We start from the raw sequence: 25,498 nt of genomic DNA, 5'->3' as shown, positions 1-25,498 counted from the left end.
GTCAGGAACGATCCCCACTACGCCGGCGTCTCAAATACCGTCCGCACATCCGTGCCACACTGCGAGATTCCAGACGACGCCAGGGAGCCATCGCCGCACATGGACAGCACCGCAACCGCCTCGCTCGCCTCCCTCTGGGACGAGGTCTCCGGCACCCAGCCCGACCCCGACCTGTGGGTCGTGATCGCGACCCTGGTGGCCGCGCTCGCCGTGGTGATCCCGCACGGGCTGTGGCGCGTCTCCCGCAACGCCATCACCATCGCCCACGAGGGCGGCCACGGCCTCGTGGCGCTGCTCAGCGGCCGCACCCTCACGGGCATACGGCTGCACTCGGACACCAGCGGCCTGACCGTCAGCCGCGGCAAGCCGTACGGCATCGGCATGATCCTCACCGCGGCCTCCGGCTACACCGCCCCGCCCCTGCTGGGCCTCGGCGGCGCGGCCCTGCTGGGCGCCGGTCGCATCACGCTGCTGCTGTGGCTGGCCACGGCCCTGCTGCTGGCCATGCTCGTGATGATCCGCAACGCGTACGGCGCCCTCACCATGATCGTCACCGGCGGCCTGTTCGTCCTGGTGTCCTGGCTGGCCGGGCCCCAGGTCCAGGCGGCATTCGCGTACGTGGTGGTGTGGTTCCTGCTGATCGGCGGGGTGCGTCCGGCGTTCGAGCTCCAGGCCAAGCGGGCGCGGGGCGGGGCGGGGGACTCGGACGCGGACCAGTTGTCGCGGCTGACGCATGTGCCGGCGGCATTGTGGTTCTTCCTGTTCCATGCGGTGTCACTGTGCTCGCTGATCGGCGGGGGACGCTGGCTGCTGGACCTGTGACCGGCCGGCCTGTGGGACGCGGGGGGCTGTGCCGATGTGCGGCTCCGCCGCGTGGGCCCGACCGGCCCCCACGACGCCGCACCCGAACCACTGCTCCTTATAAAGTGAAGCCATGGCCCCGAACACCGCAGACACCGCCCTTTGGCCCGCCCCGCACGCGAGCGGAGCCGTCGACGCGACGGTCCTCGTGCCCGGGTCCAAGTCGGTCACCAACCGCGCCCTGGTCCTCGCCTCCCTCGCCTCCGAACCGGGCTGGCTGCGCCGCCCCCTGCGCTCGCGCGACACCCTGCTGATGGCCGGCGCGCTGCGCGCCATGGGCATCGAGATCGAGGAGGGCGTGGGCCCGGACGGCACCGGTGAGGCCTGGCGGGTGCTCCCCACGGGCCTGCGCGGCCCGGCCGCGGTCGACGTCGGCAACGCCGGCACGGTGATGCGCTTCCTGCCGCCGGTCGCCGCGCTCGCGGACGGTCCTGTCCGCTTCGACGGCGATCCCCGCTCGTACGAGCGTCCCCTGAACGGAGTCATCGACGCGCTGCGTCAGCTCGGTGCCCGGATCGACGACGACGGCCGTGGCGCGCTGCCGTTGACCGTGCACGGCAGCGGCGCCCTGGACGGCGGCACGGTCGCCATCGACGCGTCCTCCTCGTCCCAGTTCGTGAGCGCCCTGCTGCTGTCCGGCCCGCGCTTCAACCAGGGCGTCGAGGTCCGCCACACCGGCGCCACGCTGCCCTCCATGCCGCACATCCGCATGACCGTCGACATGCTGCGCGCGGTCGGCGCCCAGGTGGACACGCCCGAGTCGGGCGGCGAGCCGAACGTCTGGCGGGTCACGCCGGGCGCCCTGCTCGGCCGGGACCTGGTCATCGAGCCGGACCTGTCCAACGCCCAGCCGTTCCTGGCGGCGGCGCTGGTGACCGGCGGCAAGGTCGTCATCCCGGACTGGCCGGCCCGCACCACCCAGCCCGGTGACCGGCTGCGCGAGATCTTCACCGAGATGGGCGGCTCCTGCGAACTGACCGAGTTCGGGCTCGTGTTCACCGGTTCCGGCTCGGTCCACGGCATCGACGTCGACCTGAGCGAGGTCGGCGAGCTGACACCGGGCATCGCGGCGGTCGCGGCCCTCGCGGACTCCCCGTCGACCCTGCGCGGCGTGGCGCACCTGCGGCTGCACGAGACGGACCGTCTGGCGGCGCTGACCAAGGAGATCAACGAACTCGGCGGTGACGTCACGGAGACCGCCGACGGTCTGCACATCCGCCCGCGCCGGCTGCACGGCGGGATCTTCCACACGTACGACGACCACCGCATGGCCACGGCCGGCGCGATCATCGGCCTCGCCGTGGAGGGCGTGCAGATCGAGAACGTGGCGACGACGGCCAAGACCCTGCCCGACTTCCCCGACCTGTGGACCGGGATGCTCGGGGCATAGGACGCGGGGATCAGGTCATGCGCCGCTACGGCAAGCACACCGACGAGGACGACATCCGCACCCGTCCCGGCCGCCGGAACACCCGGCCCCGGACGAACATCCGGCCCAAGCACGAGGACGCCGCCGAGGGCCTCGTCCTCACCGTCGACCGGGGCCGCCTGACCTGCCTCGTCGAGGGCCGCGTGGTCATGGCGATGAAGGCCAGGGAACTGGGCCGCAAGGCGGCCGTGGTCGGCGACCGCGTGGCGCTCGTCGGCGACATGTCCGGCAAGAAGGACACGCTCGCGAGGATCGTCCGCATCGAGGAGCGGACCTCGGTCCTGCGGCGCACGGCGGACGACGACGACCCGTACGAGCGCGTGGTCGTCGCCAACGCCGACCAGCTGGCCGTCGTCACCGCCCTGGCCGACCCGGAGCCCCGCCCCCGGTTGATCGACCGCTGTCTGGTCGCGGCCTACGCCGGCGGCCTGGACCCGCTGCTGGTCCTGACCAAGTCGGACCTCGCCCCGCCCGAGAAGCTGCTGGAGCTGTACGGCCACCTCGACATCCCCTACGTCGTCACCAGCCGCGAGGAACTCCAGAACGGCACCGCCGTCGCCCGCGTACGCGAGCAGCTCGACGGCAAGATCACCGCGTTCGTCGGCCACTCCGGTGTCGGCAAGACGACCCTGGTCAACGCGCTGGTGCCGCAGGAGCAGCGGCGTACGACCGGGCATGTGAACGCGGTGACGGGCCGTGGCCGGCACACCACGACCTCGGCACTGGCGCTGCCGCTGGCGGGCAGCGACGGCTGGGTGATCGACACACCGGGCATCCGGTCCTTCGGCCTGAACCACGTCGACCCGTCCCGGGTCATCCACGCCTTCCCCGACCTGGAGCCGGGCACCGAGGGCTGCCCGCGCGCGTGCAGCCATGACGAGCCGGACTGCGCGCTGGACGCGTGGGTGGCCGAGGGGCACGCGGATCCGGCGCGGCTGTACTCGCTGCGGCGGCTGCTGGCCACGCGGGAGCGCAAGGAAGGCGACTGACCTCCGCGTTGTTTGTCATGGCGTGCGGACGGTAAGTGCATAATCGCACCAAGCCGGATGCAAGACCGACCAGGCGCTGAAGAATCTGGCGAACAAGCTCAAACTGACTAAGCGGTCGCTGAACGTGGGATACGGGAGGAACGACTCATGGCGTGGCTGCTGGTCATCGTGGCGGGGTTGCTGGAGACCGGCTTCGCCGTGTGCCTGAAGCTGTCGCACGGTTTCACCCGGCTCTGGCCGACGGTCGCGTTCTGCATCTTCGCCCTCGGCAGCTTCGGCCTGCTGACCCTGTCGCTGAAGAAGCTCGACGTGGGTCCCGCCTACGCCGTGTGGACCGGTATCGGCGCGGCGGGCACGGCGATCTACGGCATGGTGTTCCTGGGCGACCTGGTGTCGACGCTGAAGATCGTGTCGATCAGCCTCGTCATCATCGGCGTGATCGGGCTGCAGTTGTCGGGTTCGACGCACTGACATCCCGTCATACGGCCTGCCGCTGAAGGGCGCTGCGGACCAGCTCGGTGACGCCGCCCTCGCCGGGGGGCGCGGCCACGCAGGACAGGGCGAGCCGGACGGCGAGTTCGCAGGAGCGGGCCAGGTCGGCGGTGTCGGACTTGGGGGTGCCGGGCCCGGCCAGGACCGTGACGGCACGGTCGCGGACGAGGCTGACGAAGTCGCCGGGTGAGGGCAGCGGGCCGTCGGCGCGGCGCTGGGCCGGTACGGCGGAGGTGGAGGGCACGGCCGACAGGGCCGGGGACGGCAGCCGTTCGCTCCAGCAGCCGGTGAGCATGGCACGGACGAGGGCGTTCTCGCGGGCCGCCGAAGTGGTCCACTCGGCGGTGGCGGTGAGCCGCTCGCGCGGGTCGCTGTGCGCGGTGAGCGCACGGTCGACCCCCGCGAGGTATCCGTCGGCTTCTCGCCTCACGAGCGCCCTGGCGAGCCCGTCCTTGCTGCCGAACTCGTTGTACAGCGTCTGCCGGGACACTCCGGCCGCCGCGGCCACGTCCACCATCCGCACGGCGGACCACGGCCGGCGCGCCAGCGCCGTGTAAGCGGCGTCCAGTAGAGATTCCCGCGCTGCAGGCATCATCGCCTCCCCTTGGGGCGAGCGGCTCTGCGCCCAGATTTGACGCGCACGAAACCACTGTCAAGGGTTCACGAGAGCACGCGGGGTCGCCTTTGAGCCGACCTGCGCGGGTGCGATCGTCCCGGTTGCGGGCAGTCGTACCGCCGACCGTCCCGCCCGCAAACCCGCTGTAGCCCCACCCCCACCTCGGCAGATAGGTTCGTTACATGCCCGACTACCTCGACGACCTGCGTCTCGCCCACGTCCTCGCCGACGCCGCCGACGCCGCGACGACGGACCGGTTCAAGGCCCTCGACCTCAAGGTCGAGACCAAACCGGACATGACCCCGGTGAGCGAAGCGGACAAGGCCGCCGAAGAACTCATCCGCGGCCAACTCGCCCGCGCCCGCCCCCGGGACGCGATCCTCGGCGAGGAGTACGGGGTCGAGGGAACCGGCCCCCGCCGCTGGGTGATCGACCCCATCGACGGCACCAAGAACTACGTACGCGGCGTCCCCGTCTGGGCCACCCTCATCTCCCTGATGGAAGCCGGCGAGGGCGGTTTCGAGCCCGTCGTCGGCGTGGTCTCCGCCCCGGCCCTCGGCCGCCGCTGGTGGGCCGCGAAGGGCTACGGCGCGTTCACCGGCCGCAGCCTCACGAAGGCGTCCCGCCTCCAGGTCTCGCGCGTCGGGAAACTGGCCGACGCCTCCTTCGCGTACTCCTCGCTCAGCGGCTGGGAGGAGCAGGGCCGCCTCGACGGCTTCCTGGACCTCACCCGCGAGGTGTGGCGCACGCGCGCGTACGGCGACTTCTGGCCGTACATGCTGGTCGCCGAGGGCGCCGTCGACATGTGCGCCGAGCCGGAGCTGTCGCTCTGGGACATGGCCGCCAACGCGATCATCGTCACCGAGGCCGGCGGCACCTTCACCGGCCTCGACTCCCGCCCGGGCCCGCACAGCGGCAACGCGGCCGCGTCGAACGGCCTGCTGCACGACGAGTTGCTGGGGTATCTCAACCAGCGCTACTGAGGGCGTTCGCGGTCTGACCTGCGGATTTACCCCAGGATCAAGCCGCCTGGGCCGTCGTGGGGCCGTCAGCGGCGTCCGGGCCGCCCTCAAAGGCCCGGTTCACTGCCTCCCGCGTCCGCTTCTCGCTGCTCGGCATCAGGTGCGTATACGTCCGCAGTGTGAAGCCCGGATCATGGTGCCCCAGGTACTCCGACAGGGCCTTGATGCTCTTCACCGCGTCCAGCAGCACGGAGGCGTAGAAGTGCCTCAGCGCGTGCATGCCGTTTTCCCGACCCCGAGAGACGCCCGCTGTGTCGAGAGCGGGCCGCCATGCCTTCTCGTTGAAGACGGTGCGGATCACCGGGCGCCCCTCAGCGTTGCGGAAGAACACGGCTGCCGTGGCCGGTGAGCCGTCGACCGACCTCCACGGCAGCGTCACCGCGGCAGGCGGGTACTGCGCGATGTGTGCCTCAAGCGCCCGAGCGACGCTCTCCGGCAACGGGACCGTGCGTGTCTTGCCTCCCTTGGGCAGTGCGAACACCTGTCGCCCGGCGATGAGCTTCACCTGCCGGACGACGTGAACCACGCGCTCGACGAAGTCCACGTCTTCGGCGTCGACCTGGGAGGCCCCGGTCGCACGGGGCGGACGGAATCGGAGGTTTCCTCGTGACGGTCATGGATGACACGCTCGCGAGTGTGCTCGAAGACCGCTTGGGCACACTGCTTGCGGCTCGCAGGGCTGGCACAATCACGCCCGAAGCCGAACAAGAGATGACCGCGATCTTCGAGACCCTGACGAGCCCCATGTCCCCACGCCCACCGTTCTGCGTCCTGATGGCCGGCCTTCCCGCCTCCGGCAAGACAACGCTTTCCCGCACACTCACTGATCGCGGGTTCGTACGCCTGTGCCCGTTTGGACCCCGGACGACCGTGCGCGGTGGCGATCCATCGCGACCGACGCCGGCGCCACACCGATGCTGGTCTATCTCGCAGCAAGCCATGAAGAACTCTGGTCACGGATCAGCAAGCGCAATGAGGATCATGCGCATGATCCAAACGCCATCTACTTCTCCGAGAGCGACCTTCAGCGGTACCGCAACCGCTTGTCCCTCTCGGGTCGAACGCACCGCACATCGCGTACACCGGCGATCCTGCGGCCGTGATCTCGACACTGGAGGCGGCCGCACCCAGCGGCGAGGCGGCGCGGAAGGGCTGATGCGCTGGTCAGCACATGCCTCCTCCGTCTCGGTTTCCGCCTCATTTAGGCCCGTTCAGCGCCGTTCACGGTAGTTCACGTCACGGCCCGGAGGGTACGCGAATGAACGACAACATCGAAAGCGACCGCGTTGCGGCGGCACATCCCGAATGTGACATGAGGACTCCGGGACACCATCAGCCACGGTTGCGATCCTGCCGATTTAGTTGGCTGTAGCGGCATGAAGGAATCACCGCTAAGGGCTCTTAGGGGTCCAGCCTGTACTCACTACTCACGGTTACTCCTCGACTGACCAGAAAGGGATTGATTTCCTGCGCAGCGCCTGCACCCCGACGCTTTCGACCCTTATCCTTTGGATCCCAGTCGGAGATCTGAAATCTCGTAAAAAGATTCGGGGATGCATCTGGGGAGAATGTAACAATGGTGCGCGCCACCGGCCTATCACCCAGAATATCGCGGAACATATTAGAGGCCGGGATCGCCGCTTCAAGGCAACTTGGGAGATCCGGATCATATCCCTTGCCCTTTAGGCATGGATTGAAATCCAACTCACCCGAATGCACCAGCAGTGAAAGTTGAATGGTGAGTCTAACTTTCTGTTGCGCGTCATTTCGGACGTCAAATACAAACGACGTCGCGTTCTTCTGGCCGGGGGATAGGTGCCCCCCAGGCCGGACCAATCTGCCAACTTTCAAAACGCCCTTGTATGGACTGCCATCCACCCACGGAACGCGGTTTGCCGCAAGAGAAAATCGCACGTCATCGCGCACCATAGGTCGTTTCTCTGCATCCATGCCGTGGCCGGTTACGGCGTAGATGGAGCCTAGAGTACTCAGCGTGGCTTTCCCTACATTATCCATGGTCACTGTGCCGCGCATGTGACTCACCTTCCCTTGACGCCGCACCTCCTCAAGATCGGCTTCAACATTCACTGTAGGTCGCTCATGGGTCGGCAGATAGAAGGTCTGATACCAGAATTGAAATAGACTCGCAAGGGGAAGGAGGGCGATGAATACTGCCCACACCGACCGTAGGTAGTTCGGCCAAGCAACGAGGGCGCCGAAGGAGATCCCGATGGCCACAGCAAGCAGCGAGGCAAAAAGAGCGGTTAGGAAGATATCAATGGCATCGTGAGCTAGACTCTCTACCTCCATCATGATTGGCACGATGAACATAGGAATCACTGACGCCTGCCCAACAAGCACGGTGGGAAATTCCCAAGGCTTTCGCCGGGCGGCAGTGCCGAGTAGTACCCTGAGAACCTCAACGGCGGCAGCAAGATTAACGAAGGCGACGATGATACGCAGGAACGCCCAAGGAATTTGAGGATTCCCGTATGCTGTAATGTCAACCATTCCACTTGCCGCAAGGGTCACAGCATCGATTACCAGTACAAAGAAAAGTGCCCATAGCATGTAAGCAGGCTAGATTAGCCCTCAGTCGTGACCTGGCATATAAAGCTGACGCTTCAGAAATTACACCCCTTCGGCGTATTCTTATTACCTCAGCTTTCGAACTGAGGACACGCCAGAGCTCTGAACTGGTGATCAGAGCAAGGAGCTGGGCCATCTCCCGGCCGTCAGAGGGCGGCCGGCAATGACCAATAAAGATAGACAACAACGGCAATCGCGCAGCTCATCGGCGAGCAACGGAGCAACAACGCAGTCCACCGCAAGGGAAGTTCAAAACCATCCCTACGAGCACGAGCGAGGACGGCAATCCAGGGGGGCGACAGGAGTCACCCATCATGGTCATCAGCTCCGGCGGCGGCTGTCGCGCGAACGCAGTACGTAGGCAGGCTGCTGCGACGGCCGACCGGGTGTTCCCGGACGAGCATCATCCGGGCCGTCTGTGGGCCGCCCGAGGCCAGCCGAACGACCGATAACGACAGGCATCGACCAGGCTCCCCCAGCTCTCCGGCGGGGTGCGGGCCATCACCACACTCCGCCGGAGCGGCCGTTCAATACCAGCGCTACTGAGTGGCCACCGCCGCTGAGCGATCACCGCGAGTGCGCGACCACCACCACTGAGCGCGCCCCCTGTTACCGGGCGCCCCCTTGTTGACCCTCCCTTTGCCTGCCACCCTGAGAGTCCGCCCGCTTGTGAACTTGTGAAAACATGAACAAACGGCGGGGACACCCCCAGGAGGCCTATCCATGCTCGTCCGCGACGCCATGAGCACCGTCGTCCTCACCATCGGCCCGACCCACACCCTCCGCCAGGCCGCTGCACTGATGGCCGCCCGCAAGGTCGGCGCGGCCATCGTCCACGACCCCGACGCCGGCGGCATCGGCATCCTCACCGAACGCGACATCCTCATCTCCGTGGGCCAGGGCCAGGACCCGGACACGGAACTCGTCCACGCCCACACCACCACCGACGTCGTGTTCGCCGCTCCGGCCTGGACCCTGGAGGAGGCGGCCGGCGCCATGGCGCACGGCGGTTTCCGTCACCTCATCGTGCTGGACCGCGACGAGCCCGCCGGCGTCGTCTCGGTCCGCGACATCATCCGCTGCTGGGCACCGGCACGCCAGCAGGTTCCCGCCTGACGACACGGGCGGCCCGGGCCCCTCACAGGAGCCCGGACCGCCCCTGCCGCGAGCATCCCCGCCCGAATTAGACGTTGTCCAAAGCCGGTGGAACTCTAACTCCACACCTGTTCGCGACCTGGTCCCTCTTGCTGTTAGGCTGGTGGCCATGAGTGACCTTCTGGAACGGCTGCGCGGACGCGGATGGCGGATGACCGCGCAGCGGCGCGTTGTGGCCGAGGTCCTCGACGGCGAACACGTCCACCTGACGGCCGACGAGGTCCACTCCCGGGCCGTCGCCAAGCTGCCCGAGATCTCCCGGGCGACCGTCTACAACACGCTCGGCGAGCTCGTGTCCCTCGGCGAGGTGCTCGAGGTCTCCACGGACCAGCGCGCCAAGCGGTACGACCCGAACGCCCACCAGCCGCACCACCACCTGGTCTGCGCCCAGTGCGGCGCGATCCGCGACGTCCACCCGGTCGGCAACCCACTGGCGGACCTCCCCGACTCGGAGCGCTTCGGCTTCACGGTCTCGGACGTCGAGGTGACGTACCGCGGCGTCTGCCCGAACTGCGCGGCCGCCTAGTCTTCGCACGGAAAGCCCCGGCACCCCTGGGTGCCGGGGCTTCACTCTGCCCGCGCACCTCCCGTATCGGAACAGGCCCTTACTTCTACGAGGAAGCGGCGGGCCACCGCCGGTAGACGCACCGAGGGCCGGAACCCTTTCGGATTCCGGCCCTCGGCCTTCAGTAGCGGGGACAGGATTTGAACCTGCGACCTCTGGGTTATGAGCCCAGCGAGCTACCGAGCTGCTCCACCCCGCGTCGGTGAATGCAACGTTACGTCAACGCGGAGGACGGATGCAAATCGCTTAGCTGGAGCCGCGAGCTGCAGTCGCGCTCAGCTACGGGAAGTCGTCGCGAAACCCGGCATCAGGCCGACAGCTCCTGCCGCAACGCATCCCGCAGCCGGGCCGCCCGCTCCGCCACGGACGCCGGCCCCAGGGCCACCGCCCGATCAGCCCAGCGCTGCCCCTCCGCCAGCTCCCCCCGACGCGCGTAGACGAGGGCGAGCCGCAACGCCGCCCGCCCGTGCCCCGCGTCAGCCGCCCGCGTCCACCACACCGCCGCCTCGGGCTCACTCCCCTCCCGGGCCAGCAGCAGCCCGAGATTGAACGCCCCGTTGCGGGACCCGGCCTCGGCCGCCTCCCGGTACCACCGGGCCGCCTCGACGACATCCCCCCGGGCGGCGGCGAGCATGCCCACCCGCACCTGCGCCCGCCGGTGCCCCTGCGAGGCCGCTCTCTCGTACCACTCCTCGCACTCGCTGCGCCGGTGCACCGGCTCCCCGAGCTCGTGCGCGGGCTCCGGCGGCCGGCGCGCGTCGAGCACGGTCGCCAGCCGGTACGCGGCCTCGGCGCTCCCGCCCCCGGCCGCACACCGCAGATGCCGCTCGGCCTCCTGCTCGTCGCCGGCCCGCAGCCGGGCCATGCCGACCTGGAGCGCCGCCTCGGTGTGCCCGGCGGCCGCGGCACGCTCGTACCAGCGCAGCGCGGCCTGCTCCTCGCCCCGGCCGGCGTGCAGGATGCCCAGGTTGAAGGCGGCGTCCACGCTCCCGGCCTCAGCCGCCTTGGAGAACCACGGCTCGGCGCCGGTCTCGTCCCCGGCCCGCAGCAGCAGGATCGCCAGCGCGTTCGCGGCCTCCCGGTGCCCGGCGTAGGCCGCGCGCCGGTACCACTGCTCGGCCTGCGCGGTCCGCCCCTGCTCGGCGCAGAGCAGCCCCAGGTTGTAGGCGCCGTTCACGTCGCCCGCGTCCATCGCGGCCCGGTACCAGCGCTCGGCGGTCTGGGTCTCGCCCCGCTCGGCGTGCAGCGCGCCCAGCGCGTTCGCCGCGTTGCCGTCGCCGTCCTGGGCGGCCCGCAGCCACCACACGGCCGCGTTCTCGGTGTCGCCCGCGTCGCGCAGCAGGAACCCGAGCGCGCAGGCGGCCCGCGCCTCGCCGTCCTTCGCGGACGTCAGGTACCAGCGTCCGGCCTCCTTGAGCTCGCCGCGCTTCTCCAGGATCGTCCCGAGGTGCAGGGCCGCCCGCCGGTGCCCGCGCGCGGCGGCCTGCCGGTACCACTGCTCGACCTCGTCCGGCGCCTGGCCGCCGTCGTCACCGCCGGTGTCCCGCGCCGCCTTCCGGTCCAGCGCCCGGGCCAGGCGGTACGCGGCCTCCCGGTGCCCGCGCTCGGCCGCGGCCCGCATCCACTTCTCGGCCCCGGCGTCGCCGCGGTGCTCCAGCAGGTCGGCGAGGGCGTACGCACCCAGGGTGTGTCCCTGTTCCGCGGACTGGCGCAGCCAGTACTCGGCGGCGGGTTCGTCGCCGCGCTCGCGGTGGTGCCGTCCGAGGGCGTGCGCGGCCGCCGCCGATCCGGCGACCGCGGCGATCCGCCACCAGCCGGCGGCCTCGTCGGCGTATCCGCGCTGATGGAGAAGGACGCCGAGGTTGTTGGCGGCGGCCCGGTCGCCCGCGGCGGTGGCGGCACGCAGATGGGATTCGGCACCGTCGAGATCACCACGGCGCAGCAGCATGGCCCCGAGGACACTCATCGCCTCGACGTCGCCGGCCTCCGCGGCGAGCCGCTGACGCAGCTCCTCGGCCGCCTCGTCGGCGATCTCCCCGGTCTCGTCCGGGGTCTCGGTGTCCTCCCGGCTGGAAGGCTGCACAAAACGCCCTGTCTCGAACAGAGTTGCCTTGTCCCCCATAACGTCCATCGTCGCACCACCTGCAACCTGGGTACACCTGGTATACCGCAGCCAGTGAGGTCACTACAGCGTTTTGTCGACATGCCCACAGAGAGACAAGTCAAACACAGATCTGCCAACTCCCCCCGGCGGCGCGGCCGCAGCCTGCGTCAGCACATGCGTTCACACATCACGAAGGCCCGGATTCCGTTGTGGAATCCGGGCCTTCGTGGTCGCTCCGTCACTCGGACTTCGCGATTTCAGTAGCGGGGACAGGATTTGAACCTGCGACCTCTGGGTTATGAGCCCAGCGAGCTACCGAGCTGCTCCACCCCGCGCCGTTGTGTTCACAACCGTATCACGGCGCGGAGTGGGCATTTGACCAGGCCAGGACCTAGCTGCTCGGCTTCGGGCTCGGACTGCCGCTCGGCTTGGCGCTCGGGCTCGCGCTGGGCTTGCTCTCGCCGCTCCCGGCGCCCCCGCGGCCGGCCTCGGCCTGCGCGTCCTCGGCCCGCTGCAGAGCGTCCTCGAGGTCCTTCTGCGCCCGGCCGTACGCCTCCCAGTCGTTCTCCTTCAGGGCCTCCTGGCCCGCGTCGAACGCCTTCTGGGCGTCCTGCAGAGCCTGTTGGACCGTCGGGTTGTCGGACGTCGGCGGTGGCGTCGTGGTGTCACCCTCGTCCGGTGGCTCGGGGGTCGCGCCGTCCGTTCCGAAGACCTTGTTGAGGGCCTCGTCGAGCGTGTTCTCGAAGGCGGTCTGGCCTCCGTAGGTGACCAGCACCTTGCGCAGCAGCGGGTACTTAAGTCCACCACCGCGTACGTAGACCGGCTCCACGTAGAGCAGTCCGCCGTCGAGCGGCACCGTCAGCAGGTTGCCGTACTCGACTTCGGAGTCGCCGCCTCTCAGGAGCCTGATCGACTCGGCGATGTCCTCTTGGGAGTTGAACTGGCTCTGGACCTGCTTGGGTCCGTTGACCGTCGTGTTCGTCGGCAGTTTCAGGATTCTGATCTTGCCGTAGTCACTGGCGCCCGCCTCGGCGTCGACCGCCATGAACGCGCTGAGGTTGTCCCGGCCGTTGGGCGTGAAGGTCGTCGTCAGCGAGAACGCCTGCGCCTTCTGGTCGGGCATCTTCATGCTCAGGTAGTACGGCGGAACCGCGTTGCCCGACCGGTTCGTCGGGTCGTCCGGCACCTGCCACACCTCGCTGCCGCTGAGGAACGTCGTCGCGTCCCTCACGTGGTAGCGCGTGAGCAGCTCCCGCTGGACCTTGAACAGGTCCTGCGGGTAGCGCAGGTGGTCCATCAGGTCCTTGGAGATCTCGCCCTTGGGCTTCACCGTGTCCGGGAAGGCCTTCATCCAGGTCTTCAGGACCGGGTCCTTGGTGTCCCACTGGTAGAGCTTGACCTCGCCGGTGTACGCGTCGACGGTCGCCTTCACCGAGTTGCGGATGTAGTTGACCTGGTTCTGCTGGGCCACCACCGCGCGGTTGTCGTTGGTCGCGGTCAGCGAGTCGGCCGTGGTGTCACCGAGGGTCGTACGCGAGGAGTACGGGTATCCGTTGGTCGTCGTGTACGCGTCGACGATCCACTGGATACGGCCGTTCACCACCGCCGGGTAGGCGTCGCCGTCGATGGTCAGCCAGGGGGCGACCGCCTCGACGCGCTCCTTGGGCGTGCGGTTGTACAGGATCCGCGAACCCTCGCCGATGGCCCCGGAGTACAGGATCTGCGGCTCGCCGAACGCCACCGCGTACGCGGCCCGGTTGACCGGGTTGGAGAGGTTGACCCCGCTGTCGCCCTTGTAGCTGGTGGTCTTCTCGCCGTTGTCGTCGGAGTAGTCGATCTCCTTCTGGGGACCGCCGACGATCGAATACGTGGTGGTCTTCTCGCCGTAGTAGACCCGCTGCTCGTACGTGCCGAGGTTGCCCTCGGAGGGCAGGTCGGACTCCGTGAAGACCGGGCGTCCCTGCGCGTCGGCGTTGGTGCCCTCGGCGGCGACCACTCCGTAGCCGTGGGTGTAACGGAAGTGGTTGTTGATCCAGTTCTTCTTCGGGATGCCCGCCAGGTTCAGCTCGCGCAGGCCGATGACCGTGTCCTGGTCCTTGCCGTCCTTGGTGTACCGGTCGACGTCCAGGTTGTTCGGGAACGCGTAGTAGTTCCTGATCTGCTGGAGCTGCTGGAACGTCGGCGAGACGATGTTCGGGTCCATGATCCGGATGCTCGCCGTGGAACCGACGTCGTCGCGGAGCGTGGTCTTGTCCTCGGTCTTGCTCGTGCCCGAGTAGTCGGTGACCTTGGTGCCGTCGATGCCGTAGGCCTTGCGCGTCGCTTCGAGGTTCTTCTCGACGTACGGCGCTTCCTTGGCCTGCTCGTTCGGCTGGACCTGGAACTTCTGCACGATCGCCGGGTAGAGGCCTCCGATGAGGATCGCGGAGAGGACCATCAGGCCGAAGCCGATCACGGGCAGCTGCCAGGTGCGCCGCCACAGGGTGGCGAAGAACAGCAGCGCGCAGATGACGGCGATGCAGAACAGGATCGTCTTGGCAGGCAGGTAGGCGTTGGCGTCGACGTACCTCAGGCCCGTCCAGTTGTCGGTCGCCCTGAAGTCGCTGGACTTCACGGCGAGTCCGTACCGGTCGAGCCAGTAGGCGACCGCCTTCAGGGCCACGAAGACGCCGATGAGCACCGACAGGTGCCCGGTGGCCGCCGCCGTGGCACGGGCGCCGGGGCTGGTGACGCGCAGCCCGCCGTACAGGTAGTGCGTGAGCGCGGCGGCGATCACGGACAGGATCGCGGCGGCGAAGCCGAAGCCGAGCAGGAAGCGGTACCAGGGCAGGTCGAAGGCGTAGAAGGAGACGTCCAGCTTGAACTGGGGGTCCTTCTGCCCGAAGGGCACGCCGTTGACCCACATCAGCCACGTCCGCCACTGGCCGGACGCGGAGGCGCCGGCGATCAGGCCCACCAGGGCGGTGATCCCGAGCAGCAGCCACTTCTTGTAGGGCGCGATGCCCATCCGGTAGCGGTCGAGGTTCTGCTGCTCCATGGACATCGCGCTCAGCGGCGGCCGCAGCCGGTGCGCCAGCCAGATGTTGACCCCGACCGCGAGGGCCATGAGCAGGCCGAAGACGAAGAAGAGCCCGATCTTGGTCCACAGGGTGGTGGTGAAGACCGACGAGTAGTTCACCGACCGGTACCAGAGCCAGTCCGTCCAAAAGCCCGCGAACATGGTGAACACCATGCCGAGGACGGCCAGGACGCCCAATGTCATGAGCAAGGTCCGGACACGCCGGGACGGGCGGCCCACTCTGATCCGCGGCCCTGTCGGGCCTCCGCCGCGGTCCGGCATCTGGAAAGCCAAGGTGCGCACCTCGAAGTTCGCTGTTGATTCGTAAGGCCCGCGTCTTCACGGACCGTCCGTGGCCCCCGTGATCGCGGGCCCCCACCTATGCAACTTACTCACCGTTTACTCGGTTCCCGATTCCGGCCGGGAACGAGGCAGGATTGTGACCATGTCCAACACTCCCATGGCGGCGAGCCCGCTCACCCGGGCCGTACTCGAGATCGACGAGTACGTCTCCGGCCTCGGCTGGGACCAGTCCGCCCGCCTCTTCGCACTCGTCGACACCGCCCGCCTCCGGGCCGAACAGCCCTCGCTCGCGGACCGGCTCGGTCTGGACGACGCATCGGAGAACACCGGCCTCACCCCGATCGAGCAGGACGAAGTTCCAACGGGCAAGCCGCTGGACGAGTTCCTGGCCACCATCGCCTGGCCCGACGCGGTGACCGGCTGCGCCCTCGCCGTGGAGCGCCTGATGCTGCCACCGTCCGCGGAGGCCCAGGTTCCGCAGGGTCTGGACGAGGCCGCGCTCACGAAGTGGGTGGCGGAGCACCCGGACCGTCAGGAGGTCCGTATGACGGTCGCGGTCCTGCGGGACGGCACCCGTGAGTCGGCCCTGCGCCTGCGCGAGAAGGACTCCCCGACGGAGGTCCTCACCGGATCCGACCTGGTACCGGGGCTGGCGGAGGCGCTGGCGGCGACGTTCGAGGAGTAGCCGGGCGGCTGCGCGGCCCGGGCCGGTCTTCCGGCCCGGCGGACTACTTACCGCACTTCGGCAGATCGGCCGTGTCGCCGCTGCGGACGTCCTTGAGAGCGCCGAGGGCGTCCTCGATGGTCTTCACCTTGATGAGGGTGAGGCCCTCGGGGGTGTCCTTGGCGGCGGCCGCGCAGTTGTCCGCGGGCGTCAGGAAGTACTGCGCGCCCTTGGCCCGCGCGCCCACGGTCTTCATCTCGATGCCGCCGATGGGGCCGACCTTGCCCTCGTCGTCGATCGTCCCCGTACCGGCCACGAACCTGCCTCCGGTCAGGCTGCCGGGCGTGAGCTTGTCGTAGATGCCGAGCGCGAACATCAGACCGGCGCTCGGCCCGCCGACGTCGGCCAGCTTGATGTCGATGGTGAACGGGAACGTGTGGTCGGTCCCCGCGGAGATCCCCACGATGGCCCGCTTCTCGCCGGTGTCGTCCGACGTCGTCGTGGTGATGGTGACGTCCTGCGTCTTCGTCGGCGTCCGCTTCTCCTTCTCCGCGGCGGCCTGCTCCTTGGCGGGCACGATCGTGAAGCGGACGTCCTGGCCCGGCTTGTGCTTCGTGACGAGCTTCGCGACGTCGGCCGGCTCCTTCACCGCCGTACCGTCGACGGCCTTGATCACGTCTCCGGCGTGCAGTTCGCCCTCGGCCGGGGATCCCTTGACGACCGTCGAGACAATGACCCACGACTTCACCGGGACGTCGAGTTCCTTCAGCGCGGCGACCTTGGCGCTCTCCTGGGACTGGCTGAACTCCTCGGCGTTCTCCTGCGTGGACTGCTCCTCGGTCTTGCCGTCCGGGTAGAGCGTCTCGTGCGGCACCACCTTGTTGTCGTGCGCGAGCCAGCCGTAGACGGCCTCGACCAGGTTCATCCGGTAGTCGGCGCTGGTGACCCGGACCGTCGTCATGTTCAGATGGCCACTGGTCGCATATGTCTTGCGCCCGGAGATCTGGAGCACCGGCTCGCCGCCGTGATCGCCCAGCGTGTTCACCGTCGGCCCCGGGGACATCTCCGAATACGGCACGGGGATGAACACTCCCGCGCAAAGGAGCGCGATCAGCATCAGGGTGGAGGCGAGCATCGTCGCGGTGCGGCGTGGCATGACTCGACAGTACGGGACGGTCCTGTCAGCGCACCGTCAGGGCCGCCCGTCCGGGGCGGCCCTGTGGTCTCACACGCTTGTGACCTGCTCTTTTCCTGGCCGTCAGCTACCCTGCCGAGGCCTCTCCATGGCCTCGCAGAAGCGGGCGTAACCGATGAGCTCCGGGCCGTCGCCACGGACCTTGCGAGTCCGGTTGGCCCAACTGCCCCAGAGCCCCGCGCCGATCGCAGCCACAAGCGGAATCAGCAACCAGGCGAGCGCCGCCATGCCGACCTCCAACCCCTTGAGTGTCCGCAACTGACTGATCAGCAGATTAACCATCCGCAGTGACAACGCTCACGCCAGGGGTCCGGTTACGCAACCGGAAGACGAGGCCCCGGATTCAGCAGGCGCCCACCCACTCCTCGGTGCCGTCGGAGAACTTCTGGTGCTTCCAGATGGGCACTTCGTGCTTGAGGTCGTCGATCAGCTTCCGGCAGGCCTCGAAGGCCTCGCCTCGGTGCGGACACGAGACGGCGACGACCACGGCGAGGTCACCGACCCTGAGATCCCCCACCCGGTGCACGGCCGCCAGCGCCCGCACCGGGAACCCGGCGACGACCTTCTCGGCGATCCGCCTCATCTCGGCCTCCGCACTGGGGTGGCAGGAATACCCCAGCTCCGCCACGTCGGCACCCCCGTCGTGGTTCCGCACGGTGCCCACGAAGAGCGCGGTGCCGCCGGCCGCGTCGTCCCCGACGGCCCGGAACACCTCGTCCACGGACAGGGCCGTGTCCCGGATACCGATCAGCCTGATCGGATCCTGTGCGGCCTGCTCACCCGGGTGATCGATCGTGGATGCCATGCCTCCATCGTGCCGTACGCGACCGACAGCGCGGAATAGAGCTATCGACCGGCACGCGCGCGTACGCGTTGGACTCTCCTACGACGGGAGCGGAGAGGCCGGGCCGGCGGGGCGGGTCAGATGCGCCGCCGGGCCTTCCGTGCCCGCCGCACCACCGCGGCCGCGCCCAGCAGCGCCACCGTCGCTCCCGCGGCACCCGCGGCCGTCGCGTCCTTGCGGCCCAGTCGCCGCCCGGCCACCGTGTGCCGGCCGGAGACCTCTTCCAGGAGCTCCGCCAGCACCTCCTCGTTGGTGTACCGCGGCCGCCACCCCGCGTCGTGCAGCCGGCTGCCGCTGACCACCCAGGGGTACATCGTGTACGCCAGGTCCCCGGCCGGAGACGGCGTGAGCCCGATGCGGTGCAGGCGCGCCGCCGCGCCCAGCGCGACCGCCGACGGCAGCTCCATCCGCCGGATGCCGCTGAGCTCCTCGACCTCCTCCTGCTCCAGCCACCCGTCGCACCCGACGGTCAGTTCCCCGTCGACCTTCTCCAGGACGGCGTACTCCAGCGCACTGCACAGGTCCTCGACATGGCAGAACTGCCACGCGGGCCGCGACCCGGCGACGACGAGCAGCCGGGGAGACTCGAAGTACCTGGTCAGCGCGGTGTCCGTGCCTCCGACCAGGATCGCCGGCCGCACCACGGTGACGTTCAGCCCCGGGTGCGCCCGCGGCGCCCGCCGCGCCAGCCGCTCGATCTCCAGCAGGTCGCCGACGCCCGTCGCCTCGGCCGTGGCCCGCAGCTCCGCGTCCTCGGAGAGCGGCAGCTCGTTGTCCGGCAGCGCCCCGTAGACCATCGCCGAGGTGCACAGCACGACCCGGTGCACCCCGGCCGCCGCGGCCGCCGTCAGGACGGTCTGCGTCCCCCGTACGTTGTAGGCCGTTCGGGCGGCGGCGTCGGTCTCCAGGTCGAGGTCCAGCGCCAGGTGCACCACCACGTCGGCGCCCCGCAGCTTCTCCGCGATGGCCGGATCCCGTACGTCCAGGATGTGCCACTGCGCCGTGGCGCACTCGCCGCGCCGCTCGTCGATGGCGACGACCTGCTTGACCTCGTCGGACGCGGCGAGCTGCTCGGTGAGCAGGGCGCCGACGCCGTACGCGGCACCGGTGACCGCGACGACGGGTCCGCGTGCCGCGGGGCTCGCGGAACTGGTTGACTGGTTTCGCGCTGCGCGAACCTGCGGATCTGGGGAACTCACCGGGCGTCTCCAGCGGTTGTCTTCAGTACGAGCGCGAGCGACGCGTGCGTACCAGGTGGCATCCATCCTGCCGCAGGCTGTCAGTCGGCGAAGCACCGAGGCCCGATCCGCCCCAGGTGTCTACGCTGGGTGGTGTTGTCGGGCAGCCGTGCCGCCGGAAAGAACCGGCGGCCCTACCAGCCGAGGAATCCCGTGAGTGACACCCCATTCGGATTCGGCCTTCCGCCGGAGGAGCCGGACGACGGCGACGAGGGCAAGAAGAAGGACCAGGAGAGCGGTGGTGGTCAGGGACCGGCCAATCCGTTCGGTTTCGGCGGCCTGCCCGGAGCCGGAGGATTTGGCGGCGGCCCCGGCGGCCCCGGTGCGGACAATCCGTTCGCAGCCATGTTCGGCTCCCTGAACCCCAACGACCTGGGCGCCGCGTTCCAGCAGCTGGGCCAGATGCTCTCCTACGAGGGCGGCCCGGTGAACTGGGACATGGCCAAGCAGATCGCCCGCCAGACGGTCTCCCAGGGCAGTCCCGACGGCACCAAGGACACCAGCGTCGGCCCCGCCGAGCGCAAGGCCGTCGAGGAGGCCGTCCGCCTCGCCGACCTGTGGCTCGACGACGCCACGTCGCTGCCGTCCGGTGCCGGCTCGGCCGTGGCCTGGAGCCGCGCCGAGTGGGTCGAGGCGACCCTGCCCGCCTGGAAGGAGCTCGTCGACCCGGTCGCCGAGCGCGTCGGCACCGCCATGGGCGACGTCCTGCCGGAGGAGATGCAGGCCATGGCCGGCCCGCTGATCGGCATGATGCGTTCGATGGGCGGCGCCATGTTCGGTACGCAGATCGGGCAGGCCGTCGGCGTGCTCGCCGGCGAGGTCGTCGGCTCGTCCGACATCGGCCTGCCGCTGGGCCCGGCCGGCAAGGCCGCGCTGCTGCCGGTGAACATCGAGACGTTCGGCAAGGACCTGAGCGTCCCGCAGGAGGAGGTGCGGCTGTATCTCGCCCTGCGCGAGGCCGCCCACCAGCGGCTCTTCGCGCACGTGCCGTGGCTGCGCTCGCATCTGTTCGGAGCGGTCGACGGCTACGCCCGCGGGATCAAGGTCGACACGGCCAAGCTGGAGGACGTCGTCGGCCAGTTCGACCCGCAGAACCCGGAGCAGCTCCAGGAGGCCCTCCAGCAGGGCATGTTCCAGCCCGAGGACACGCCCGAGCAGAAGGCCGCCCTGGCGCGTCTGGAGACGGCTCTGGCGCTCGTGGAGGGCTGGGTCGACGCGGTGGTCCACGCCGCCGCGAAGCCCCGTCTGTCGTCCGCCGACGCCCTGCGCGAGACGCTGCGCCGCCGCCGCGCCTCGGGCGGCCCGGCCGAGCAGACGTTCGCCACGCTGATCGGCCTGGAGCTGCGCCCGCGCCGCCTGCGTGACGCCTCCCGTCTGTGGGCCTCGCTCACCGACGCGCGCGGTGTCGACGGCAGGGACGCCCTGTGGCACCACCCGGACATGCTGCCGACGGCCACCGACCTGGACGACCCGGACGGCTTCGTGCACCGCGAGCAGATCGACTTCTCCGAGCTGGACAAGATGCTCGGCGAGGCGGCGGACAAGCCCGACCTGAACAAGCCCGACCTGAAGAAGGACGAGGGCGAGGGCGACAACAAGGGCGACGACGCCGAGTGAGCCTGTACGACGACGCGGTCCTCGTGCTCAAGGAGTACGAGGACCAGCCGGACCTTCGCCAGGCCTACCTCGACCATCTGGCGCAGCACCCGGACGGCCTCTGGAAGGCCTGCCATGCCGGCCACATCACGGCGAGCGCCCTGGTGATCGACCCCGAGGCCGGGCGGGTCCTGCTGACCCTGCACAGAAAGCTGCGGATGTGGCTCCAGATGGGCGGCCACTGCGAACCGGGCGACAGCTCCCTCGCGGCCGCGGCCCTGCGTGAGGCGACGGAGGAGTCCGGCGTCTCGGGGCTCTCGCTGCTGCCGGGCGGCCCGGTGCGCCTGGACCGGCACCCGATCCCGCCGCCGTGCCACTGCCACTTCGATGTCCAGTACGCGGTCCTGGCGCCCCCGGACGCCGCGCACGCGGTCAGCGACGAGTCGCTCGACGTGCGCTGGTTCGGGTACGACGAGGTGGCGGAGGTGGCCGACGAGTCGGTCGTGCGCCTGCTGGAGGCGACCCGCGCGAGGCTCGCGGCCTGAGACACGCGTGAGGGGCGACCGCCTGGGCGGTCGCCCCTCACACCTTGCCTGGTCCGTGGTTGCTCAGTTCCAGACGTTGCCCTGGTTCTGACCGCGTGCTCCCTGCTGGCCCATGCCGTACTGCGCGGCGAGGCCCGAGCCGATCTGGGCGTTCTGCGGCGGCAGCAGTTCGCTGGGCTGGACGAGCGCGAAGCCGGTGCCCATGAAGCTCAGCTCCCAGCCCTCGCCGGTGCTGCCGCGGCGCCGCCACACCCCGGAGGAGTGCGTCTGGGCCTGCATCTGCACCCGCAGGCTCGTCGACCAGGCGACGATCGCGTCGGCGTCGCAGTTGACGTACTTGTCGGGCGTCACCTGCATCAGCAGCGGCATGCCCGAGGTCATCAGGGCGATCTTGCCCTGGCCGGTGATGTTGAGCTGGTACTTCCCGGAGCCGGAGATGCCGTAGAGGCTGTCGACGGCGATGACCTCGTGGTGCAGGGAGGAGTCCATCGCCAGCACGTAGCTGCTGTCGACGGTGAGGCCGTCCTGCTCCACCTCCATGACGTGGACGTGCTGCTTGAGGTTGGCCAGGTAGACCGTGCCCTGCCCGTGGCAGCGCATCAGGTCGAGTCCCTCACCGGTGTGCGCACGCGAGCGTGCCTGGTTGTTGCTCTGGTACTCGGCGTCGAACTCGACGAGGCCCTGGTAGGCGACCATGGTGCCCTTGCGGGCCAGGATGTCGTCGTGGCCCTCCAGGGCGACGCGCAGCATCTGCTTGTTCTGCAGACTCCAGCGGTCCTGGGTCTGCTGCTCGTTGTAGGCGAAAATCGGGCTCTGCATGGCTGGTTGTTCCCCCTCAGCCCCGGACCCGGAGGCGGTCGGTGCTGTCCTCGCTGGGCTGGACGACGACGATGCCCTGACCGGAGAAGGCCATCTGGTAGGCCTCGCCGCTGCCGCGGCCGATCAGCGACTGTGCCCGGAAGCTGCGCTTGCCCTTCACCTTGAGGTTCGGGGACCAGGCGACCAGGGCGTCGGGGTCGACGTACGTCTCGTCCTCGCCGCCTCCGCAGTCGACGACGATGGGCTTGCCCCGGGAGGTCAGCGCGACCCAGCCCTGCCCGGAGATCCTGGTGTTCCACAGGCCCTGTCCGGCGAACTTCGCCAGGCCCTTGACCCGCTCGACGCCCCACGTGAGGTGTGCGTCGAAGGCGAGCAGGTTGGTGGCGTTGACGGAGATGCCGTCGCCGTTGAGGTTGATCACGACGACGTTCGCCCCGTAGTCGGAGAGGTAGAGCAGGCCGTCGCCGGAGCACTTCATCAGGGGCGCGCCCTCGCCGGTCATCCAGTCCTTGGCGATCTGGCGCACGGCCGGCGGGTTGGGCTCGTACTGCACGAACCCTTCGTAGGCGACCATCGACCCCACGCGCGCGAGGAGGTCGTTCCCGGTCTGCATGGCGACCTTCAGCATGTGGTTGCCGTGGTTCTCCATGCGGGCGGTGACGGGTGCGGGGGCGTGGCCCGCGAGTTGCTGTGTCATGACGGGCTCCCTCAGACCTCGTACGGCTGGACGACGATGAAGTTCCCTGGCGCTGCCCGGAACTGGAGGTTGACGCTCTCCCCGGTGTCACCCGGGTAGGCGTTGCGGCGCATCCGCACCTGGCTGGAGACGACGACCTGGGCGGCGGCCGACCAGGCGACCACGGCGTTGCAGTCGGCGAACGTGGTGGGCGTGACCGGCAGGACCACGGGCGTGCCGTGGGTCTTCACGACGATCGTGCCGGTGCCCGTGAACTGCATGGTGAACAGCGCGCCCCCGGGGATGCCGTGCCCCTCGATGCGGCGCACTTCGTACTGGAGGCTCTCGTCGAAGGCGAGGACGTTCTCGGCGGAGACGCAGATGCCGTCGCCCTGGAGCTCGATGGGGTGCAGCATCGTGGAGTCCTCGGCGAGGAACACCTGTCCCTGGCCGGTGCAGCGCATCAGCTGCATCTCCTGACCGGTCGCGTTGCCCACGATCCGGCCGGCGAAGCCGGCGCCCTTGTAGCTGAAGTCGACCTTGCCCTGGTAGAGGACCATGCTGCCCTGCCGGGCCAGCACGGGCTGCCCTCCGATGCCGAGGTCGACGCGGACGAGCTTCTTGTTCTGCTGCGTCCAGCGCTGCCCGGTGGGGGTCTCCTTGAACTTCTGCAGCGCGGCGGCGACACCGGGGCCCTGCGGTGCTCCTTGAGGCGCCCCCTGCGGCGCCCCGTAGGGGGCTTGCCCGGGCTGCTGCCCGAAGGGCGGCTGCTGGCCGTAGCCCGGGGGCGGGGTGGGCTGGCCGTAGCCCGGGGGCGGTGTGGGCTGGCCGTAGCCCGGGGGCGGCGCGGGGGCATGGGGCGCCTGGGGTGCTGCCTGGGGCTGGCCGTAGCCGGGCGGCGGCGGGGCCGTCTGGCCCGGGACCTGGCCGTACGGCGGCTGCTGCTGGCCCGGCTGACCGTACGGCGCGGGCGCCGGGGCCGGGGGCGGGGGCGGCACCGGTGCGCCGCCGGGCGGGGTGTTCATGGGCGCGACGATGGTCGGGGCGGCGTGCACCTGGGGTGCGGGCGCCGGGGCCGGAGTGGGGGCCGGGGGCGCTGCCGGTGCGGGGGCGGCTTCCGGAGTGCCGGGGACGCCGAACGCGGGCGGTGCGAAGCCCGGTGCGCTACCGGCCTGCGGCTGCTGCGCGGCGGGTGCGGGCGGCTCGGGCGTCTCCTCCTCGGCCACCTCTCCGCCGAAGTTCTGCAGCAGCGCGTCGAGACCACCGTCGAAGCCCTGTCCGACGGCGGCGAACCGCCAGACGTCCTTCAGGTAGAAGTCGCCGAGCATCACGGCACGTTCGGTGGAGAACTCCGAGCCGTCGAAGGGGTAGCGGGCCACTTCCTCGCCACCCGCGACGATGCGGATGTAGCCGGGGGCGATCTGCGACATCTGCCCGGCGCCGTCGATCGTCGCCGTGAAGGACAGTTTCTGGATCTGGGGCGGGATCCGGTCGAGCGTCACCCGGAAGGACTCCGTGTCGCCCGCCTGGGCGCCCAGGAGCTGAATCGACTCCTCCGGGGTCTTCGGCTGGTTGTAGAAGACGAAGTACCGGTCGTCCGAGAGCCGTTCGTCGGCGTCGAGGCCGAAGCAGCTGATGTCGAAGCTCAGCCCGGGGCCGGAGATCTGCACGCCTACGTACAGATCCGTGCCCGCGGTGAGGTCACTGATCCTGGCCTTGTGGCCGCGTTGGAATTCCCTGGCCATGCGTAACGACCGTCCCCCATCCAGAACGTGATTGCGTCGCGCCAGGCTAACGGCAAAACCGGACACCGGACGAGGTCGGTACAGACCCGGTACAGAACCCGTGCCCGGCCGTATCGGCTGCTCTCTCGCGGAAAGCGGTCACTTACCCCGGAGCTCGCCGTGGGTGCTCAGCGCAGGTGCCGGCGCAGCCGCTCAGCCCGTCGCTCGGCCCGCGTGACACTCAGTCCGCGGGGCGCTCACCCCGCGCACCGGGCACATGGGGCAACCGCTCGGCCGCGACCACGCCTTCGAGGTAGCCCCGGGCCCGCTCCGTGCGCGGATAGGCCTCCAGCAACTCCCAGAAGCGGGGTCCGTGTCCGGGGACGAGCAGATGGGCGAGTTCGTGGAGGAGGACGTAGTCGACGACGTACTCAGGCATGCCCTGGAGACGGTGGGACAGGCGGATGCTGCCCTCGGACGGGGTGCAGGATCCCCAGCGCGTGTTCTGGTTGGTCACCCAGCGCACGGAAGCGGGCCGGGCCCGCCCGCCGAAGTACTGGTCCGATAGGCGTCGGGCCCGCTCGGCCAGCTGGGTGTCGCCGAAGGCCCGCTTGCTCTCCTGGGCGGCCAGCTTGTCGAGCATGACGTTCACCCAGCGCTGCTCCTCCGCCTCGGACATCCGGGCGGGGATGAGCACAACGGTGCGGTCGCCCTCGCGGTACGCGGAGACCGTTCTGCGTCGGCGGGCGCTCCTGCGGACCTCGATCGCGCTCGCCCCCGAGCCGCTCGGCGGCTGGCTCGTCGTGCTGCGCTGTGAAGTTCCGGCGCGGTGCAGTGGGTCGGCGGGCACGCCCCGACGTTACCCGCTGTACCCGGGGAAGTCCCGGCTCCGAGACGGTTCGATGCCCCTACACCCCCACCTGTCGCCGGATTTGTACGACGAATGCCCGCACCTGTGGACAACTTTCTGCAGACGACGACGGGTTTGGGCATGCTGGCTCTTGTCGGCGAAGC

23 protein-coding genes, 2 tRNA genes and 1 pseudogene are annotated in these 25,498 nt (G+C 69.5%); 11 read left to right on the top strand and 15 right to left on the bottom strand.

Annotation, left to right across the window (positions count from 1 at the left end; all coding sequences use genetic code 11):
- Positions 1-99 precede the first annotated feature (99 nt).
- The 4 genes from ACH4G3_RS35240 (at position 100) to ACH4G3_RS35225 (ending at position 3,750) form a co-directional block, all read left to right on the top strand.
- A complete protein-coding gene (locus tag ACH4G3_RS35240) occupies positions 100-822 on the top strand; it encodes a M50 family metallopeptidase (RefSeq protein ID WP_243379391.1) in 723 nt (240 codons plus the stop codon).
- A gap of 112 nt (positions 823-934) precedes the next feature.
- Positions 935-2,251 carry a 3-phosphoshikimate 1-carboxyvinyltransferase gene (gene aroA, locus ACH4G3_RS35235; RefSeq protein WP_397628289.1) on the top strand — a complete coding sequence of 439 codons (1,317 nt, stop codon included), beginning with the start codon at positions 935-937 and terminating at the stop codon, positions 2,249-2,251.
- A gap of 17 nt (positions 2,252-2,268) precedes the next feature.
- Positions 2,269-3,279, top strand: a complete 1,011-nt coding sequence (gene rsgA, locus ACH4G3_RS35230) for a ribosome small subunit-dependent GTPase A (RefSeq protein WP_397628288.1) — start codon at positions 2,269-2,271, stop codon at positions 3,277-3,279.
- A gap of 147 nt (positions 3,280-3,426) precedes the next feature.
- The gene (locus ACH4G3_RS35225; protein ID WP_389612350.1) at positions 3,427-3,750 is read left to right on the top strand and encodes a DMT family transporter; all 324 of its coding nucleotides are present in this window, start codon (positions 3,427-3,429) and stop codon (positions 3,748-3,750) included.
- Between the two features lie 7 nt (positions 3,751-3,757).
- Here ACH4G3_RS35225 and ACH4G3_RS35220 read toward each other — a convergent pair whose 3' ends face one another.
- Positions 3,758-4,366, bottom strand: a complete 609-nt coding sequence (locus ACH4G3_RS35220) for a TetR/AcrR family transcriptional regulator (protein ID WP_397628287.1) — start codon at positions 4,364-4,366, stop codon at positions 3,758-3,760.
- Positions 4,367-4,569: 203 nt separating this feature from the next.
- Between ACH4G3_RS35220 and hisN the strand changes: the two genes are divergently transcribed.
- Positions 4,570-5,370, top strand: coding sequence for a histidinol-phosphatase (gene hisN, locus ACH4G3_RS35215; RefSeq protein WP_020275080.1), 801 nt, complete (start codon positions 4,570-4,572; stop codon positions 5,368-5,370).
- Positions 5,371-5,407: 37 nt separating this feature from the next.
- Here the strand turns inward: hisN and ACH4G3_RS35210 are convergent.
- Positions 5,408-5,971 (bottom strand): annotated as a pseudogene (locus ACH4G3_RS35210) (tyrosine-type recombinase/integrase); the annotation flags it as partial.
- Between the two features lie 283 nt (positions 5,972-6,254).
- On the opposite strand from ACH4G3_RS35210, the gene ACH4G3_RS35205 reads away from it, so the two are divergent.
- The gene (locus tag ACH4G3_RS35205; protein ID WP_397628285.1) at positions 6,255-6,512 is read left to right on the top strand and encodes an AAA family ATPase; all 258 of its coding nucleotides are present in this window, start codon (positions 6,255-6,257) and stop codon (positions 6,510-6,512) included.
- Positions 6,513-6,810: 298 nt separating this feature from the next.
- Here ACH4G3_RS35205 and ACH4G3_RS35200 read toward each other — a convergent pair whose 3' ends face one another.
- Entirely contained in the window at positions 6,811-7,980 is a 1,170-nt protein-coding gene (locus ACH4G3_RS35200) for a hypothetical protein (protein WP_397628284.1), read from the bottom strand.
- A 741-nt stretch (positions 7,981-8,721) separates the two neighbouring features.
- Here ACH4G3_RS35200 and ACH4G3_RS35195 point away from each other — a divergent pair.
- Positions 8,722-9,114: a CBS domain-containing protein gene (locus ACH4G3_RS35195; protein WP_397617458.1), complete on the top strand. Its 393-nt coding sequence runs from the start codon at positions 8,722-8,724 to the stop codon at positions 9,112-9,114.
- Between the two features lie 148 nt (positions 9,115-9,262).
- Positions 9,263-9,679, top strand: a complete 417-nt coding sequence (locus ACH4G3_RS35190) for a Fur family transcriptional regulator (RefSeq protein ID WP_354741665.1) — start codon at positions 9,263-9,265, stop codon at positions 9,677-9,679.
- A 164-nt stretch (positions 9,680-9,843) separates the two neighbouring features.
- Here ACH4G3_RS35190 and ACH4G3_RS35185 read toward each other — a convergent pair.
- The 4 genes from ACH4G3_RS35185 to ACH4G3_RS35170 all read right to left on the bottom strand — a co-directional run bounded on the left by ACH4G3_RS35185 (position 9,844) and on the right by ACH4G3_RS35170 (position 15,162).
- A tRNA-Met gene (locus ACH4G3_RS35185) sits at positions 9,844-9,917 on the bottom strand.
- 108 nt (positions 9,918-10,025) lie between these two features.
- Positions 10,026-11,849, bottom strand: a complete 1,824-nt coding sequence (locus ACH4G3_RS35180) for a tetratricopeptide repeat protein (protein ID WP_397628283.1) — start codon at positions 11,847-11,849, stop codon at positions 10,026-10,028.
- Between the two features lie 234 nt (positions 11,850-12,083).
- Positions 12,084-12,157, bottom strand: a tRNA-Met gene (locus tag ACH4G3_RS35175).
- Positions 12,158-12,213: 56 nt separating this feature from the next.
- A complete protein-coding gene (locus tag ACH4G3_RS35170) occupies positions 12,214-15,162 on the bottom strand; it encodes a UPF0182 family membrane protein (RefSeq protein WP_397628481.1) in 2,949 nt (982 codons plus the stop codon).
- A gap of 163 nt (positions 15,163-15,325) precedes the next feature.
- Between ACH4G3_RS35170 and ACH4G3_RS35165 the strand changes: the two genes are divergently transcribed.
- On the top strand, positions 15,326-15,868 hold the full coding sequence (locus tag ACH4G3_RS35165; protein WP_397628282.1) for a PPA1309 family protein: 543 nt from the start codon (positions 15,326-15,328) through the stop codon (positions 15,866-15,868).
- A gap of 43 nt (positions 15,869-15,911) precedes the next feature.
- Here ACH4G3_RS35165 and ACH4G3_RS35160 read toward each other — a convergent pair whose 3' ends face one another.
- The 4 genes from ACH4G3_RS35160 to ACH4G3_RS35145 all read right to left on the bottom strand — a co-directional run bounded on the left by ACH4G3_RS35160 (position 15,912) and on the right by ACH4G3_RS35145 (position 19,085).
- The gene (locus ACH4G3_RS35160; RefSeq protein WP_397628281.1) at positions 15,912-17,003 is read right to left on the bottom strand and encodes a YlbL family protein; all 1,092 of its coding nucleotides are present in this window, start codon (positions 17,001-17,003) and stop codon (positions 15,912-15,914) included.
- A gap of 102 nt (positions 17,004-17,105) precedes the next feature.
- Entirely contained in the window at positions 17,106-17,324 is a 219-nt protein-coding gene (locus tag ACH4G3_RS35155; RefSeq protein ID WP_397628488.1) for a hypothetical protein, read from the bottom strand.
- 61 nt (positions 17,325-17,385) lie between these two features.
- On the bottom strand, positions 17,386-17,847 hold the full coding sequence (locus ACH4G3_RS35150) for a molybdenum cofactor biosynthesis protein MoaE (protein WP_397628280.1): 462 nt from the start codon (positions 17,845-17,847) through the stop codon (positions 17,386-17,388).
- A gap of 116 nt (positions 17,848-17,963) precedes the next feature.
- Positions 17,964-19,085, bottom strand: coding sequence for an SDR family oxidoreductase (locus ACH4G3_RS35145; RefSeq protein WP_397628279.1), 1,122 nt, complete (start codon positions 19,083-19,085; stop codon positions 17,964-17,966).
- Positions 19,086-19,277: 192 nt separating this feature from the next.
- Between ACH4G3_RS35145 and ACH4G3_RS35140 the strand changes: the two genes are divergently transcribed.
- Both ACH4G3_RS35140 and ACH4G3_RS35135 read left to right on the top strand, forming a co-directional pair.
- Positions 19,278-20,741: a zinc-dependent metalloprotease gene (locus ACH4G3_RS35140; RefSeq protein WP_397628278.1), complete on the top strand. Its 1,464-nt coding sequence runs from the start codon at positions 19,278-19,280 to the stop codon at positions 20,739-20,741.
- Positions 20,738-21,265 carry an NUDIX hydrolase gene (locus tag ACH4G3_RS35135; protein ID WP_397628277.1) on the top strand — a complete coding sequence of 176 codons (528 nt, stop codon included), beginning with the start codon at positions 20,738-20,740 and terminating at the stop codon, positions 21,263-21,265. The genes ACH4G3_RS35140 and ACH4G3_RS35135 overlap by 4 nt, the downstream gene beginning before the upstream one ends.
- Before the next feature lie 63 nt (positions 21,266-21,328).
- On the opposite strand, the gene ACH4G3_RS35130 is transcribed toward ACH4G3_RS35135, so the two are convergent.
- The 4 genes from ACH4G3_RS35130 to ACH4G3_RS35115 form a co-directional block, all read right to left on the bottom strand.
- Positions 21,329-22,084: an AIM24 family protein gene (locus ACH4G3_RS35130; protein ID WP_397628276.1), complete on the bottom strand. Its 756-nt coding sequence runs from the start codon at positions 22,082-22,084 to the stop codon at positions 21,329-21,331.
- A 16-nt stretch (positions 22,085-22,100) separates the two neighbouring features.
- On the bottom strand, positions 22,101-22,781 hold the full coding sequence (locus ACH4G3_RS35125; RefSeq protein WP_397628275.1) for an AIM24 family protein: 681 nt from the start codon (positions 22,779-22,781) through the stop codon (positions 22,101-22,103).
- 11 nt (positions 22,782-22,792) lie between these two features.
- Positions 22,793-24,505 carry a TerD family protein gene (locus tag ACH4G3_RS35120; RefSeq protein ID WP_397628274.1) on the bottom strand — a complete coding sequence of 571 codons (1,713 nt, stop codon included), beginning with the start codon at positions 24,503-24,505 and terminating at the stop codon, positions 22,793-22,795.
- Positions 24,506-24,725: 220 nt separating this feature from the next.
- A complete protein-coding gene (locus tag ACH4G3_RS35115) occupies positions 24,726-25,334 on the bottom strand; it encodes a M48 metallopeptidase family protein (protein ID WP_397628273.1) in 609 nt (202 codons plus the stop codon).
- Between the last annotated feature and the right edge of the window lie 164 nt (positions 25,335-25,498).

This window comes from Streptomyces afghaniensis (genome assembly GCF_044327915.1).
Classification (GTDB): domain Bacteria; phylum Actinomycetota; class Actinomycetes; order Streptomycetales; family Streptomycetaceae; genus Streptomyces; species Streptomyces afghaniensis.
The sequence above is the reverse complement of the archived record's forward strand: the minus strand, read 5'-3'. Positions and strand labels throughout refer to the sequence as shown.